Annotated in this window: 14 protein-coding genes; 8 read left to right on the forward strand and 6 right to left on the reverse strand. The window is 70.4% G+C overall.

All coding sequences use genetic code 11. The features are described 5' to 3' along the window. Position 1: 1 nt before the first annotated feature. Entirely contained in the window at positions 2-523 is a 522-nt protein-coding gene (locus ASD30_RS05585; protein WP_056677994.1) for a YbhB/YbcL family Raf kinase inhibitor-like protein, read from the reverse strand. Positions 524-613: 90 nt separating this feature from the next. On the opposite strand from ASD30_RS05585, the gene cobT reads away from it, so the two are divergent. The 4 genes from cobT to ASD30_RS05605 all read left to right on the forward strand — a co-directional run bounded on the left by cobT (position 614) and on the right by ASD30_RS05605 (position 4,688). Next, complete coding sequence (gene cobT / locus ASD30_RS05590) at positions 614-1,684, forward strand: nicotinate-nucleotide--dimethylbenzimidazole phosphoribosyltransferase (protein WP_056677996.1); 1,071 nt, start codon at positions 614-616, stop codon at positions 1,682-1,684. Then, positions 1,684-2,901 carry a uroporphyrinogen-III C-methyltransferase gene (gene cobA / locus ASD30_RS05595; RefSeq protein WP_056677998.1) on the forward strand — a complete coding sequence of 406 codons (1,218 nt, stop codon included), beginning with the start codon at positions 1,684-1,686 and terminating at the stop codon, positions 2,899-2,901. Before cobT ends, cobA begins: the two co-directional genes overlap by 1 nt. Next, positions 2,894-3,697, forward strand: coding sequence for a TrmH family RNA methyltransferase (locus ASD30_RS05600; RefSeq protein ID WP_056678001.1), 804 nt, complete (start codon positions 2,894-2,896; stop codon positions 3,695-3,697). The genes cobA and ASD30_RS05600 overlap by 8 nt, the downstream gene beginning before the upstream one ends. A 295-nt stretch (positions 3,698-3,992) precedes the next feature. Then, the gene (locus ASD30_RS05605; RefSeq protein WP_056678005.1) at positions 3,993-4,688 is read left to right on the forward strand and encodes a GNAT family N-acetyltransferase; all 696 of its coding nucleotides are present in this window, start codon (positions 3,993-3,995) and stop codon (positions 4,686-4,688) included. Between the two features lie 35 nt (positions 4,689-4,723). On the opposite strand, the gene def is transcribed toward ASD30_RS05605, so the two are convergent. Continuing rightward, entirely contained in the window at positions 4,724-5,362 is a 639-nt protein-coding gene (def, locus tag ASD30_RS05610; protein WP_056678010.1) for a peptide deformylase, read from the reverse strand. 105 nt (positions 5,363-5,467) lie between these two features. On the opposite strand from def, the gene ASD30_RS05615 reads away from it, so the two are divergent. Next, positions 5,468-6,844, forward strand: a complete 1,377-nt coding sequence (locus tag ASD30_RS05615; RefSeq protein WP_156388649.1) for an acyl-CoA dehydrogenase family protein — start codon at positions 5,468-5,470, stop codon at positions 6,842-6,844. Positions 6,845-6,873: 29 nt separating this feature from the next. Further along, complete coding sequence (locus tag ASD30_RS05620; protein ID WP_056678015.1) at positions 6,874-8,085, forward strand: acyl-CoA dehydrogenase family protein; 1,212 nt, start codon at positions 6,874-6,876, stop codon at positions 8,083-8,085. 126 nt (positions 8,086-8,211) lie between these two features. Here ASD30_RS05620 and ASD30_RS05625 read toward each other — a convergent pair whose 3' ends face one another. Then, a complete protein-coding gene (locus ASD30_RS05625; RefSeq protein ID WP_056678020.1) occupies positions 8,212-8,499 on the reverse strand; it encodes a YiaA/YiaB family inner membrane protein in 288 nt (95 codons plus the stop codon). Between the two features lie 92 nt (positions 8,500-8,591). Here ASD30_RS05625 and ASD30_RS05630 point away from each other — a divergent pair, with 92 nt between their 5' ends. After that, positions 8,592-9,203: a hypothetical protein gene (locus ASD30_RS05630; RefSeq protein WP_056678024.1), complete on the forward strand. Its 612-nt coding sequence runs from the start codon at positions 8,592-8,594 to the stop codon at positions 9,201-9,203. 78 nt (positions 9,204-9,281) lie between these two features. Here the strand turns inward: ASD30_RS05630 and galK are convergent, their stop codons facing one another. Further along, positions 9,282-10,439 (reverse strand): galactokinase, encoded by a 1,158-nt coding sequence (gene galK, locus ASD30_RS05635; protein WP_056678029.1) that lies wholly within the window; start codon positions 10,437-10,439, stop codon positions 9,282-9,284. Positions 10,440-10,465: 26 nt separating this feature from the next. Here galK and ASD30_RS05640 point away from each other — a divergent pair, with 26 nt between their 5' ends. Continuing rightward, on the forward strand, positions 10,466-10,921 hold the full coding sequence (locus ASD30_RS05640; protein ID WP_056678032.1) for a peroxiredoxin: 456 nt from the start codon (positions 10,466-10,468) through the stop codon (positions 10,919-10,921). Between the two features lie 3 nt (positions 10,922-10,924). Here the strand turns inward: ASD30_RS05640 and ASD30_RS05645 are convergent, their stop codons facing one another. Continuing rightward, positions 10,925-11,683, reverse strand: a complete 759-nt coding sequence (locus tag ASD30_RS05645; RefSeq protein ID WP_056678033.1) for a class I SAM-dependent methyltransferase — start codon at positions 11,681-11,683, stop codon at positions 10,925-10,927. Positions 11,684-11,735: 52 nt separating this feature from the next. Further along, a complete protein-coding gene (locus ASD30_RS05650) occupies positions 11,736-14,510 on the reverse strand; it encodes a bifunctional YncE family protein/alkaline phosphatase family protein (protein WP_056678034.1) in 2,775 nt (924 codons plus the stop codon). Position 14,511 lies beyond the last annotated feature (1 nt).

Below are 14,511 nucleotides of genomic sequence, written 5' to 3' on the forward strand. Positions count from 1 at the left end.
GTCAGTGCTGGTAGGTGCCGTGGACGATCGCCCGACCCAGCGTCTTGAAGGCCAGGTTGAACGAGACGACGGCGGGTGAGGCGTCGGCGTCGACGCCCAGGGACTCCTCGCCGACCGCGTGCACCACGAAGTAGTAGCGGTGTACCTGGTCGCCCTCGGGCGGCGCGGCACCCATGAACCCGGCGTCGCCCGCGTCGTTGCGCACGTGGAAGGCGTTGCCCGGCAGGTCACCGGACGCGGCGCCGGCGTCGAGGGCCGTGACGTCGGCCGGCACGTCGACCAGCACCCAGTGCCAGAAGCCGCTCGGCGTCGGTGCGTCCGGGTCGAAGCAGGTCACCACGAAGGACTTCGTGCCCTCCGGGGCACCGCTCCAGGCCAACTGTGGCGAGGTGTTGCCGTGGGCAGCGACCTGGTCGTCCTTCAGCGGCTGGCCGTCGGTGACGTCGGCACTGGTGAGCGCGAAGGACGCGGTCTGCGGCAGCAGGTCGTAGGGGTTCGGGGTCACGGGGCGTTCGATGCTCATGCCCCGAACTTAGTACGACAGCCCAGTCCGCCACGTGGAAGGCGACCCGCCGGGTCAGCGCGATGTCCGGGAATCCATAAGAATGGCCCGGTGAACTCCCCACGGACACTCATCGACTCCACCCTCGCCGCGATCCGCCCGCCGTCGGCCGAGGCCGCGCAGCAGGCCCGCGACCGCCAGGCCCAGCTCACCAAGCCGGCCGGTGCACTCGGCGTGCTCGAGGAGGTCTCGATCCAGCTGGCGGGGATCGCAGGCACCTGCCCACCGCCCGCCCCGGCCGCACCCGCGGTGGCCGTCTTCGCCGGTGACCACGGAGTCCTGGCCCAGGGTGTCTCGCCGTGGCCGCAGGAGGTCACGGTCGGGATGGTCGAGAACTTCCGCGCCGGCGGAGCCGCGGTCAACGTCCTGGCCCGCGCCTGCGGTGCCGTCGTACGCGTCGTCGACGTCGGTGTCGCCTCCGAGATCGCCGGCGACGAGGTCGTGCTGGCCCGCAACGTACGCCGCGGCACCGGGGACCTCAGCGTCGGCCCGGCGATGACCCGCGACGAGGCTGAGCAGGCCATCTCGGTGGGCATCGAGGTCGCCAACCTGCTGGCCGACGCCGGGCACGACGTGCTGCTCACCGGTGACATGGGCATCGGGAACACGACGCCGTCGGCCTGCCTGCTCGCCGCCCTGACCGGCACCCCGGCCGAGGTGGTCACCGGTCGCGGCACCGGCATCGATGACGAGACGCTGGCCCTCAAGACCCGTGTCGTCGCCGACGCGGTCGCCCGGTTGTCCGCCGACGCGGACCCGGTCGACGTGCTGGCGGAGGTCGGCGGCCTCGAGCACGCCGGTCTGGTCGGCTTCATCCTGGGCGCCGCCGCCCGCCGGCTCCCGGTGATCCTCGACGGCGTCATCGCCGGCTCCGCAGCCCTGGTCGCCCAGGCGCTCTCGGCCGACTCCATCGGCTACTGCCTGGCCGGCCACCGCAGCGTCGAGCCCGGTCACCGCACCGCGCTCGAGAAGCTCGGCCTGCGCCCTCTGGTCGACCTCGACCTGCGCCTCGGCGAGGGAAGCGGTGCCGCACTGGCGTTCCCGCTGGTGCGCTCGGCCGCGTTGATCCTCGACGAGATGGCCACCTTCGACTCCGCCGGTGTGGCGAACAAGGACGCATGATGAGCGACTTCGTCCCCTACCCCTCGGGTCTGCGGCTGGCCGGCCGCAAGGTGGTCGTGGTCGGCGGCGGGCACGTGGCCCAGCGGCGGGTTCCCGCGCTGATCGCCGCGGGTGCCGACGTGCACCTCGTCTCGCCCGAGGTCACCCCGGCCATCGAGGGCCTCGGTGCCGAGATCACCATCGAGCTGCGCGGCTTCGTGGAGTCCGACCTGGACGAGGCGTGGTACGCCATCGCGGCGACCGACGACGCCGAGACCAACGCGGCCGTGGCTGCCGCCGCCGAGGAACGCCGCATCTTCTGCGTGCGCAGCGACGACGCCCGTGAGGCGACCGCGTGGACGCCGGCCACCGGTCACCACGGCACCGTGACCGTCGCCGTGCTCGGCAACCGCGAGCCGCGCCAGTCGGCGCAGGTGCGCGACGAGATCATGCACGCCCTGCGGGAGGGGCTGATCACCGCCAACCACGACCGCACTCCCGGGGTCGTGCTGGTCGGCGGCGGGCCCGGCGACCCCGAGCTGGTCACCCTGGCCGCACGCAACGCGCTGGCCTCGGCCGACGTCGTCGTGGCCGACCGGCTCGCCCCGCGCGAGCTGCTCGACGAGCTGTCGCCCGACACCGAGCTGATCGACGTGGCCAAGCTGCCACGTGGTCGCTCGGCCAGCCAGGAGTTCATCAACAAGGTCATCGTCGAGCGCGCCCTCGAGGGCAAGCGCGTCGTCCGCTTCAAGGGCGGCGACAACTTCGTGTTCGGCCGTGGCTTCGAGGAGGTCATCGCCTGCAACGCCGCCGGTGTCCCGGTCACGGTCGTCCCGGGACTGTCCTCGTCGATCGCCGTGCCGGCGCGGGCCGGCATCCCGGTCACCCACCGGGGCGTCACCCACGAGTTCACCGTGATCTCGGGCCACCTGCCGCCCGGCCACCCCGAGTCGCTGGTCAACTGGGACGCGGTCGCGCAGATGCAGGGCACGGTCGTGCTCCTGATGGCCGTGCAGAACGCACCGCACATCGCCACGGCGCTGGTCGAGGGCGGCCGTGCGAGCGACACGCCCGTGGCCGTGGTCATGGAAGGCACGATGCCGGAGGAGCGCACCGTGCTCTCGACGCTCGGCACCCTGGCCGCCGACATCGAGGCGCAGTCGGTGAAGCCGCCGGCGATCATCGTGATCGGCGAGGTCGTGGCGGTGGCCCGGCCGGAGCACTACGGGCGTGGCTGAGCTCCACCACGTCGACGACCCGGCCGACCCGCGGCTGGCGGACTACCGCGACCTGCGCGACGTCCAGCTGCGCAGGCACCTCGAGACCGAGAACGGCCTGTTCCTCGCCGAGGGGGAGAAGGTCGTCCGTCGTGCGGTGGAGGCCGGCTTCGCGCCGAGATCGTTCCTCATGGCGCCCAAGTGGCTCGACGGCCTGGCCGACATCCTCGAGACGACCGACGCGCCCTGCTTCGTGATGGAGGAGCGGGTCGCCGAGCAGGTCACCGGCTTCCACGTGCACCGTGGTGCCCTGGCCTCGCTGCGTCGTACGCCGTTGCCGACGCTCGACGCCGTGCTGGAAGGTGCCCGCTCGGTGCTCGTGCTCGAGGACATCGTCGACCACACCAATGTCGGAGCGATCTTCCGCAGTGGTGCGGCGCTCGGCTTCGACGCGGTCCTGCTCGCTCCTCGCTGCGCGGACCCGCTCTACCGCCGATCGATCAAGGTCGGCATGGGGGCGGTCTTCACCACTCCGTGGACCCGCCTCGACGACTGGTACGACGCGTTGCCGGCCCTGTCGGCCCGCGGGTTCACCACTGTCGCGCTGACCCTGGCCGACGACGCCGCCGCGATCGAGGACGCCGTCGCCGGGGTCGAGAAGGTGGCCCTGGTGCTCGGCGGAGAGGGGCACGGACTCTCGGCTCGCTGGGAGAAGTCGGCGGACCGTCGCGCGATCATCCCGATGCGTGAGGGCATCGACTCGCTCAACGTCGCCGCGGCCACCGCCGTCGCCTGCTACGTCACCGCCCGCCGCTGAGGCTCCCGGGACGTCCTGCACTGCGGTCGCTGCGACAACCCCGACGCAGGACGTTGTGCCGGACGTCCTGCACTGCGGTCGCTGCGACAACCCCGACGCAGGACGTTGTGCCGGACGTCCTGCACTGCGGTCGCTGCGACAACCCTGACGCAGGACGTTGTGCGTCACAACCGGTGGAGCAGCAGGGCGTCGGTCGGGACGTTGAGCAGCTGGGGCAGCTCGTCGAGTCCGGTCCGGCACAGCGCGGCAAAGGGTTGCCGATCATCGGACTTTGTCCTCGTGTCACGATGAGTCGATGACTCACTCTCTGGCGGCGTCGACCCTGCAGCAGATCAGGGACGGCTGGGCGGGGGAGTTCGACGTGCCGGTCGAGGTGTTCGCGGAGCCGGGCAGCCACACGTTCGGCCGCGACGACGCGGGTTCGCTCGTGGTCGTGACCCTCGAGGGAGCGCAGGTCGCGGTCGGTACGCCGGAGGCGATCGAACGGCTCGAGACCCTGGCTCCCGAACATCGCGCCGACGTCGAGGCGGTCCTCACCGTCCTCCACGGACTGCAGCCCGAGCCGCTCGGCTCCGCGAGCCTGTCGTACGTCGAGCGGGTGCTGGTGCCCACGGGCATCGAGGTGGCGGTCGGGCCCGTGCAGAACGTCGACATGCTGCGCGACCACTGCACGCAGGAGGAGTGGGACGAGAGCGGGCTGATCGACATGCCGGCGAGGGTCGCCGCCCGACGACCCGACGGCAAGGTCGCGGCCGTGGCCGGTTACGAACGCTGGGGCCAGCACCTGGCCCAGCTCGGCGTCCTCACCGATCCGCAGTGGCGCGGCATGGGCTACGCGGCGGCGGCAGCTGCGCGCGCCGCCCAGGTCTCGCAGAACGAGGCGCTGGTCCCGCAGTGGCGCTGCCGGGTCGGCAACACGGCGTCGGAGGACGTGGCCCAACGACTCGGTTTCCAGCGGATCGGCCACCAGCTCGCGATCCTGCTGGGTTGACCGCGGTGGTTTCGAGGCGGCGCTGGCGCGCCTCCTCAACCAGCGGGCGACTCCTGGGCATCTGACTCCGGCTTGGCGCCGACCGGCCAGTCGGCCGGGTAGTCCTCGACCAGCTTGTCGTGCTGCTTCTTGAGCTTCTTGCGGTTCCGGTCGCTGATCCGGTCACCGAAGACCGTGCCGACCGTGTGGTCGGTCTCGTGCTGGAGGCAGCGGGCCAGCAGGCCGTCACCCTCGAAGGAGACCGGCTCGCCGTCGAGCCCGGTGCCCGTCACGAACGCGAAGTCGGGGCGGGCGCACTCGACGAACGCCCCCGGGAACGACAGACAGCCCTCCTCGGCGACGTCGAGGGTGCGGTCCTTGCCCTCGGGGAGGGTCACCTCGGGATTGCAGACCACGCCCACCGTGCGGCGTCCGCTCTCGTCGGGACAGTCGAAGACGAAGACGGCCAGGTCGACCCCGATCTGGCAGGCGGCCAGGCCCACGCCGTCGGCGGCGTACATCGTGGCAACCATGTCGGCGACCAGGCTGCGGAGGTCGTCGTCGTACGACGTCACCCGCTGTTGCGGCGCGTGCATGACCGGGGTTCCCCACCGGGTCATGGGTCGCGCGGACCCGCCTTCCGGGAGCGACCCGTGGGGCGCGTGGACGGCTGGTTCGGCGGCGTTCGAGCTCATGGGGACATCGTAGAGAGCGAGCCCGAGGCGCAGATTCCCGCCTCGTGACGTGGGACATACCGCGAAATTGTGGCGCGGTGTGTAACTCCGAGTTACATTTTCTACATGTCCCTGATCAGAGCAACGAAGAACGCGGTGGCGCCGGGCGGCAAGCACGGCCTCTCGAACCGCGAGTCGCGCGACCCGATCGGCTATGCCGTCCTCGCGCTCAACAAGCTCGCCCAGAGCGAGCTCATCGACCGCATGGGCCTGCGCAAGCAGACCGAGCAGACCGTGTTCACCGTGACCCGCAGCGGGTTCAAGGTGGCCGGCCAGGCCGGCCGGGCGTTCGCGAAGAAGGGCAAGAAGGGCGCCGACGGCGTCCGCGTGCCCGCCGCCAACGCCCAGGGCGTGTTCGACCTGACTCCTACCGACGACGAGCAGATGCTGGTCGACGTGGTCTCGGAGTTCGCAGCGGAGGCGCTGCGTCCCGCGGCCGCCGAGGCCAACGAGACCTGCGTGGCCCCCGACGACTTGCTCAAGTCGTCCCTCGAGATCGGCCTCCCGATCCTCGGCGTCCCCGAGAAGCTCGGTGGCATCTCAGAAGAGCGGTCGGCGATGGCCGGCACTCTCGTGGCCGAGGCCCTCGCCAAGGGCGACATGGGCCTGGCCGTCGCCGCGCTCGCACCCGGCGCGGTCGCGACCGCCCTCTCCCTGTGGGGCACCGACGAGCAGCAGTCGACCTACCTGCCCGAGTTCACCGGTGATGACGTCCCGGCCGCGGCCCTCGCACTCAACGAGTCGAAGGTGCTCTTCGACGTCCTCAAGCCGTCGACCCAGGCCGTCAGGGCCGAGGGTGGATACGTGCTCAACGGCGTGAAGACGCTCGTGCCGCGCGGTGCCCAGGCAGAGCTCTTCATCATCGGCGCCGAGCTTGACGGCAAGAACGTGCTGTTCCTGGTCGAGTCCAAGGCCGAGGGCCTGCTCGTCGAGGGCGACCCGGCCATGGGTGTGCGCGCCGCGAGCCTGGCCAAGATCACCCTGCAGGACGTCAAGGTCCCCGCCGACGCGATCCTGGGCGCGACCGACGGGTCGACGTACCTCGAGGCCGTCCGGCTCTCGCGGCTGGCCTGGTGTGCACTCTCGATCGGTACGGCGCAGGCCGTGCTCGACTACGTGACCCAGTACGTCAACGAGCGTCACGCCTTCGGTGAGCCGATCAGCCACCGCCAGAGCGTCGCGTTCATGGTGGCCAACATTGCGATCGAGCTGCAGTCGATGCGCCTGGTCACCTACAAGGCCGCCGCACGCGCCGCCCAGGGCAAGGACTTCTCCCGCGAAGTCGCCCTGGCCCGCAAGATCTGCGGCGACAAGGGCATGCAGATCGGCCTCGACGGCGTGCAGCTGCTCGGCGGCCACGGCTTCGTCAAGGAGCACCCGGTGGAGCGTTGGTACCGCGACTTGCGGGCCGTCAGCCTCGTGGAAGGAGGCGTCCTGGTCTGAGCTCCGGCTCATGACTTGGCGAGAACACCATGATCAATCTCGAAACCCCCAAGAAGCACCGCGCACTCATCGACCAGGCCCACCAGGTCGCGATGAACATGCTGCGCCCCATCTCCCGCAAGTACGACCTCGGCGAGCACGAGTACCCCAAGGAACTCGACATGCTGGCCGCGATGATCGACGGGCTCTCCGAGTCCGGTGCGTCCGAGGGCGCCGGCGCGACCGGCGTTCGTCGTGACGAGAGCAGCGACGACAAGACCGTCAAGAACGGCGCCAACCTGGCCTCGGTGCTCTCCGTGGCCGAGATGTGCTGGGGCGACACCGGCCTGCTGCTCTCCATGCCCCGCCAGGGCCTGGGCAACTCCGCGATCGCCTCCGTGGCCAACGACGAGCAGCTCAAGCGCTTCGAGGGCACGTGGGCGGCGATGGCGATCACCGAGCCCGGCATCGGCTCCGACTCCGCGAACCTCTCGACGACTGCCCGCAAGGACGGCGACGAGTACGTCCTCAACGGCGAGAAGATCTTCGTCACCTCGGGTGAGCGCGCTGACTGCGTGGTCGTCTGGGCGACGCTGGACAAGGCGCTCGGTCGGGCCGCGATCAAGTCCTTCGTGGTCGAGAAGGGCACGCCCGGAATGAACGTCGAGCGCCTCGAGCACAAGCTCGGCATCCGCGCCTCCGACACCGCGGTGATCACCTTCACCGACTGCCGGGTGCCGGCCGCCAACCTCCTCGGCTCGCCCGAGGTCGACGTGAAGCAGGGCTTCGCCGGCGCGATGGCGACCTTCGACAACACGCGTCCGTTGGTCGCCGCGATGGCCGTGGGCTGTGCCCGCGCGTCGCTCGACCTCACCCGCGGCCTGCTCGAGGAGGCCGGCGTCGAGATCGACTACGACCGCCCCGCGCAGCTCCAGTCCGCCGCCGCTGCGAAGTTCCTGCAGATGGAGGCCGACTGGGAGGCCGCGCAGCTGCTCACCATGCAGGCCGCCTGGATGGCCGACAACCGCAAGCCCAACTCGCTGGAGGCCTCGATGGCCAAGGCGAAGGCCGGCCGCGTCGGCTCCGACATCACCCTCAGCTGTGTCGAGCTGGCCGCCGGTGTCGGCTACAGCGAAACTGAGCTGCTCGAGAAGTGGTCGCGCGACTCGAAGATCCTCGACATCTTCGAGGGCACGCAGCAGATCCAGCAGCTGATCGTCGCGCGCCGCCTGTTGGGACTCTCGAGCGCCGAGCTCAAGTGACCCGCTGACCAGAAGCCTGTCTCCATTGACAGGGACATGAGAGGGCCCCGGCCACCACCTGGTGACCGGGGCCCTTCCCTGTCCCGGACCCCCGCGCCGGGGCAGTTCATGGGTCAGGCGCGTCGATCAGACGGCCGGACGGAAGGGGTCGTGCTCGGCGAGGATCTTGTCCACCCGGGCCTGGTCGAGGCGGGCCACGACGGCCTGGTTCTCCTGCGAGTCGCGCACGCACTTGGCGAGGGTGAACGACGAGGTGGTCAGGAACAGCGTGCCCAGGGCGAGGAACGCGCGGATCCAGGGATCGACCGGCAGGTAGCAGACCGCCAGGATCATGGTCAGCAGGGCGATGCCGAAGGAGATCGCGGCCTGGAGGAAGAAGGCGTTGGTGGACTTGGCGGGGAGTTGGTTGCTCATGACGACAACTCTGCCCAGTGCGGGGCCCCGCCGTACCCGCCTCGCTACCCGAGTTCACCTGAGTACGCCTACCCATGTGATCGGATACGTGCATGAAGCTGTACGCCGACCACCGGCCGCGCCGGGCCCGCCAGATCGCCGCCGACGTCTTCTTCGTGGTCTGGATCGGGTTCTGGATCTGGCAGGGGGTGAGCACGTTCCAGTCCACGATGGAGCTGACCAAGCCGACCGAGCGCACCCAGCGGGCCGCCACGTCGCTGGCCGACAACATGGGGGAGGCGGCCGAGTCCCTCGGATCCATCCCGTTGCTCGGCGACGCCGCAGCCTCACCGTTCCTGAAGGCGGAGGCATCGGCCCAGGAGCTGGCCGACGCGGGTGACCGCACCGAGCACTCGCTGAGGGTGCTGGCCTGGAAGCTGGGGCTTTCACTCGGCCTGGGACCGGGCGTGCTCCTGGGCGCCTTCTACCTGCCGCCGCGGATCCGCTTCATCCGCAACGCCACCGCCGGACGCGGGTTCGTCGACTCCACCCACGACATCGACCTCTTCGCCCTGCGGGCCCTGGCCAACCAGCCCCTGCACGTGCTGGCCCGGATCAGCGACGATCCCGCAGGTGCCTGGCGGCAGGGCGACCCGGCTGTGATCCGCGCGCTGGCCCACCTCGAGCTGCGCGACTCCGGGCTTGCCCCGCCCCCCGGCCTCTGACGCGAACCGTGGATTCTTGATGCGCGAACCGTCGACTGTTGATGCGCGAACCTGCAGTTCTTGACGTGAGGCCGATGCTCAGCCGATGACTCCGGCGCGGTCCGACGGGCTGGTCCGCAGGAATGTCGGGGCCTTCCAGCCGCGTGCGGAGTACGCCGCCACCACGGTTGCCGCCACGTCGTCGAGGCGGTCGCGGTCGACCAGTGCGATCGCCGATCCGCCGAAGCCCCCGCCGATCATCCGGCCACCGAGCGCACCCGCGGCCCGGGCCGTCGAGACCGCCACGTCGAGCTCGTCGCAGCTGACCTCGAAGTCGTGGGCCAGTGAGGCGTGCGAGGCGTCGAGCACCTCGCCGAGCTCGCCCCACTCGCCTTCGACGATGGCCTGGTCGGCGGTGTCCACGCGCTCGCACTCGCTGATCACGTGACGGGCCCGGCGCAGCAGCACGTCGTCGTGCAGGGCGGACCACCGGTCTGCGGACGCTCGCCCGAGGTGGGTCACTCCGAGCAGGTGCGCCGCGGCGTCGCACTCCCGCCGGCGTGCGGCGTACGACCCGTCACCCAAGGCATGCCGCACACCGGTGTCGATCACCAGGAGCTCCAGGCCCGCCTCGTGCCAGGGCACCGGGACCGCCCGCGTGGAGCCGTCCGCGAAGTCGATCCACAGTGCCTCGCCGGCCGGCGCCAGCATCGACACCAGCTGGTCCATGCCGCCTGTCGGGGCGCCCGCGACCTCGGCCTCGACACGCATGCACGCCTCCGCGAGCTCCCGACGTCGTACGTCGTCGAGCGTGCGCCCGCTCAACGCATCGACCGCGACGGCCACGGAGCAGGCCAGTGCCGCGGAGCTGGACAGCCCGCTGCCCAGGGGAACCGTGCTGTCGACGACCAGGTCGACGCCGTGCTCGAGCTCGAGGGCCCAGGGCACCCCAGCGGCGTAGGCCGCCCATCCGGTGGCGCTCCGGAGACCAGCGAGGGTCCCGGTCCAGGTGTCGTCGAGGGTGAGGCTGTGCACCCGCACGGTGTCGTCGCTGCGGGCCCGCGACGCGGCGTACGTCGCGTGGGGGAGCGAGAGCGGCAGACAGCGGCCGCCGTTGTAGTCGGTGTGCTCGCCGATCAGGTTCAGTCGCCCGGGCGCCCTGGCCACCAGCTGTGCCGGGTGTCCGAAGAGACTCGCGAAGGCGTCGGCAGTCCGGTCCTTGAGGGCAGCAGGGTCGCCCGGGTCCACGTAGTCCACGCACTCACTCTAGGGATACTTGTGCCATGAAGACCCTTGCCGCCGGCCAGACCGCCCCCGACTTCGAGCTGCCCGACCAGGACGGCGTGGTGCGCCGCCTGGGCACGCTCGTCGAGGACGGCCCCGTCGTGCTGTTCTTCTACCCGGCGGCGATGACCGCCGGGTGCACCAAGGAGGCGTGCCACTTCCGCGATCTCGGCGCCGAGTTCGCGGAGGCCGGGGTGCAGCGCATCGGCATCAGCACCGATGCGGTGGAGAAGCAGGCCGAGTTCTCCGCGAAGCACGGGTTCGACTACCCGCTCCTGGCCGACGTCGGCGGCGAGGTGGCCGCGTCGTACGGCGTGAAGCGGTCACTGATCGGCAAGGCCAAGCGGTCCACGTTCGTGATCGGCCGCGACCGGAGCATCGTGAAGGTGATCAGCAGCGAGCTGAACATGAACGTCCACGCCGACGAGGCGCTCGCCGCCGCCCGTGCCAGCTAGGCGTCAGACCCGGCGGGCCAGGTGGATCCGCAGGTCGCTGCTGACCGCGACCCGCTCCGGCAGGGCGGCGCGGATCCGCGCGAAGACGTCGTCCCGGTCCTGGCGGCTCAGCATCAGGTACGCCGACACCGTCGAGAGGTAGCCGAGGTAGTCGTCGACCGCCACCTCACCTCGCCGGGGCACGACGGCGGCCACCACGTCGGTGAACATGGGTGACGCGGCCAGCTCGGTGCCCGGCCACTCGAGGTCTCCCTGCCCGGGCGTGACCTCCTGCCTGGGGGCCCGGTCGTCGGACAGGACCGGACTCCTCGCCTCGCGGACAGCCGCCCGCACCTCGGGGTCGGACAGCCTGGTCGGCCCGCCGAAGCATGCGAACACCCCGCCGGGGCGCAGCAACCGGGAAATCCTGGTGAATCGGGTGGCGGGATCGGTCCAGTGGAGTGAGGCCGCGGCATAGACCAGGTCGAAGACCTCGCCCTCCGGGTAGCCCTCGAGAGTGCTCTGACGTGCCGTGACCGACCGGGGCACGCGGCGGCCCAGCTCGGCCAGCATCTGGGCGTCGGGATCGGTGGCCGTGACCGAGATGCCGCGCGCCGCGAACACCCGGGTCGCCTTGCCGGTGCCGGCGCCGATCTCGAGGGCCGTGTGCACGTCACCCTCGGCATGGGCCAGCACCCGGTCCACGATCTCGGGTGGATAGTCGGGCCGATGCAGCTCGTACGCCGCGGCGGCCGCGCCGAAGGTGAGTGCGCGCTCGGTCATGTCCGCAAGGCTAGTCGCGGCCCTGACCGAGCGTCTCCGGATTTCCGGACGGTCAGTCGGCATCCGCCCCGGGAAGGGCGGCGCCCGGAACCTCGTTCGGCAGGTAGACCTTCGGGTCACCCGGGTAGGACAGGTCCCAGTGGTGGGCGTCGTACCAGGTGTAGCGGTTCATCAGCTCAGGGTTTGCGAAGTCGGGCTTCGGGTTCTTGCCGCTCAGGTGCTGCCTCGCCGCCCACTTCTCCCACGCCTGTGAGTAGGAGACGAACTTGTCGGGCACGGGCGGCGCCTTGGCTGTCCGGGCACCCGTGGGTGTGTCGAGGCCGCAGGCGGGCGGGATCACGATGTTCTCGGTGAGGGAGATCCGGTTGGGCAACGCGGTGTACGGCGTGTTGTCGGGCCGCTTCTGGAACGCGTCGAACATCGGCGTCGCGGCCGCGACCTTCTGGTTCAGCGGTTCGGCACCGAGGATCTGCTCGATGGTGCGCACCATCGAGATCTGGGAGTAGTACGTCGAGATGGTCTTGCCGTGCGCGGCCCACGGGCTGATCACCTGGATGGGGGCACGGTGGCCGTCGACGTGGTCCGGGCCGTTCTGGCTGTCGTCCTCGACCACGAAGATGGCCGAGTCCTTCCAGTACTTGCTGTGCGAGATGGTCTCCACGATCTTGCCGACCGCGAGGTCGCCGCCGGCGACGTTCGAACGAGCGGACACCGGGCCTCCCGTGTGGTCGTCCGAGAGCCACATCATGTTGAAGTCGGCCGGGCCGTTCTTCTCGAAGTCCTGCTTCCAGATCTGGTAGCGGTACTGGTCCGGGATCTGCATGTCGAACATCGGCGCGTCGTGGTCGGAGATCGCGTCCAGTGACGGGATCGGCGAGTGGGTGTCCAGCCGGATCGCGGGGTCGTAGAGCTGGGCCGGGTCGCCGCCGCCTTCCACGGACGTGGCCGCGCAGTGGTACTGCTGCCAGGTCGCCCCGGACGGCTTGTTCTCGAAGATCATGAACTCGCCGTGGTTCCTGGCGGTGTGACCGGCCGACTGGACCGCGGTCCACAGGAACCCGGAGCGCTGGTGGCCCAGGACGTCGTTCTCGCTGTCATAGGAGCGGATGTACTCGCCCGCGCTGGACTCCGTGTACTCGGGGTTGTCGCCCTGCATGATCCAGCTGTGCCCCTCGGCCGAGTTGGTGCCGATGTCGTAGGTGTTGTCGTAGAGACCGAACTGGCGGGACAGGGCGTGGAGGTTCGGGGTGACCTCCTGGCCGAACTGGGCCAGCGAGGCGTCGCCGTTTCCCTCGGGCATGTCACCGTGGATCTGGTCGTAGGTGCGGTTCTCCTTGACCAGCATGAACACGTGCTTGATGGTCGAGGGGTCGCCGATGCGCCTGGGCACCGGGACCGGCTTGGCCTTGCGGCCCTTGGCGTGCTTCACGTCGGTGTCCGCATCGCCCCAGCCGTTCTGGGAGAAGACCGTCGGGGTGGTGGTCTCACGGATGTCGCTGTCGGAGGGGAGCGCGAAGCGGGTCAGCGAGGCGGTCGTGCCGTGGGTGCCGTGCCCGGTTGCCGGCGTGGTGCCGTAGCCCTTGTCGAACGTGATCAGCGGACCCCGGGCGTCGATGCCGCGGCGGTTGGCGACGACGACCTTGTCGTCGACCGAGAAGACGTCCTCGGGGTAGTAGTCGGTCGGCACGAGCCCGACGTAGCTCACCGGGTCGATCGCGTTCTCACCGAGCTTGTAGACCGCGATCGCGTTCGCGCGGCCGAGGCTGACGAGCAGGCGGTCGTCGTGGAAGGTGATCGCGTCGGGCTCGTAGCCGACGTCCGAGCCCTGCCACGGCTGCGTCGAGATCGTCTGGACGACCTCGTCGCTGCTGGTGTCGATCACCGAGACCGTGTCGTCGTTGGTGTTGGCGACGTAGAGGATCCCGTCCCGGACATGCATGGCGGTCGGGTGCAGCCCGACCGCGATCGTTCCGACCGGCGCAGCGGTGTCCGTGGTGTCGATGACGCTGACCTGGCCGGTGGTGGAGGTGCCGAGATAGGGGTCTGCCGGCACCTGGGTCCCGTAGGACTCGATGGTGTCGTCGCCCGCCCGGGCCCGACGTCCGCCCTCGTCGCTGACGTAGAGCCTCTCGCCGACGAACCTCAGCTGGCGCGGGGCGATCCCGACGTCCCAGGTCCGCTTGACGGTGCCGAGGACCGGGTCGATCGCGGCCACCGTGTTCTGGCCGTTGACCGCGGCGTACAACGTCGCGCCGTCGGGGGAGTAGGCCAGGCCGGCGGTGAGCGGCTGGCGGCCGTCGACGGTGGGCAGGGTGACCTTGGTGCCGGGGCCGAGGGCGCCGCCGTCGACGACCGGGAAGCGGGTGAGGCCGGTCGCGTTGGGCATCCAGAGGAAGTCGCCGTCGGGGGAGTAGATCGGGCTCTCCTGGCCGACGGTGTTGTCGGAGAGACGCATGTCCACACCGGAGGCCGTGCCACCGCGCCAGACCAGCTCGTACGACTCGAGGTCGAAGATCTGCAGCGAGACCGAGCGGTCGTTGGCCGTGGCGGCCAGGTAGCGGCCGTCGGGACTGACCGTGGAGCCCATGAACTTCCCGTACTCCGTCACGAGTCGTTCGCCCTGGGGCTTCAGGATCTGGTTCGAGGAGATCTGCAGCCCGGCGTCGTACTCGGTGCCGACCTCGTTCTCGCCGAAGCCGACGGTGGAGCCGTTGGCGACCCCGGCGCCGAGCACGATGGCCAGCCCACCGGCCAGGAGCCCGACCGGCAGCTTGCCGGCGAGGCGCCGACGAGCAGGCCTCACCACGCGGTTGCGTTTCACGTGCATG

The sequence above is a fragment of the Nocardioides sp. Root140 genome, assembly GCF_001426745.1.
GTDB lineage: Bacteria > Actinomycetota > Actinomycetes > Propionibacteriales > Nocardioidaceae > Nocardioides.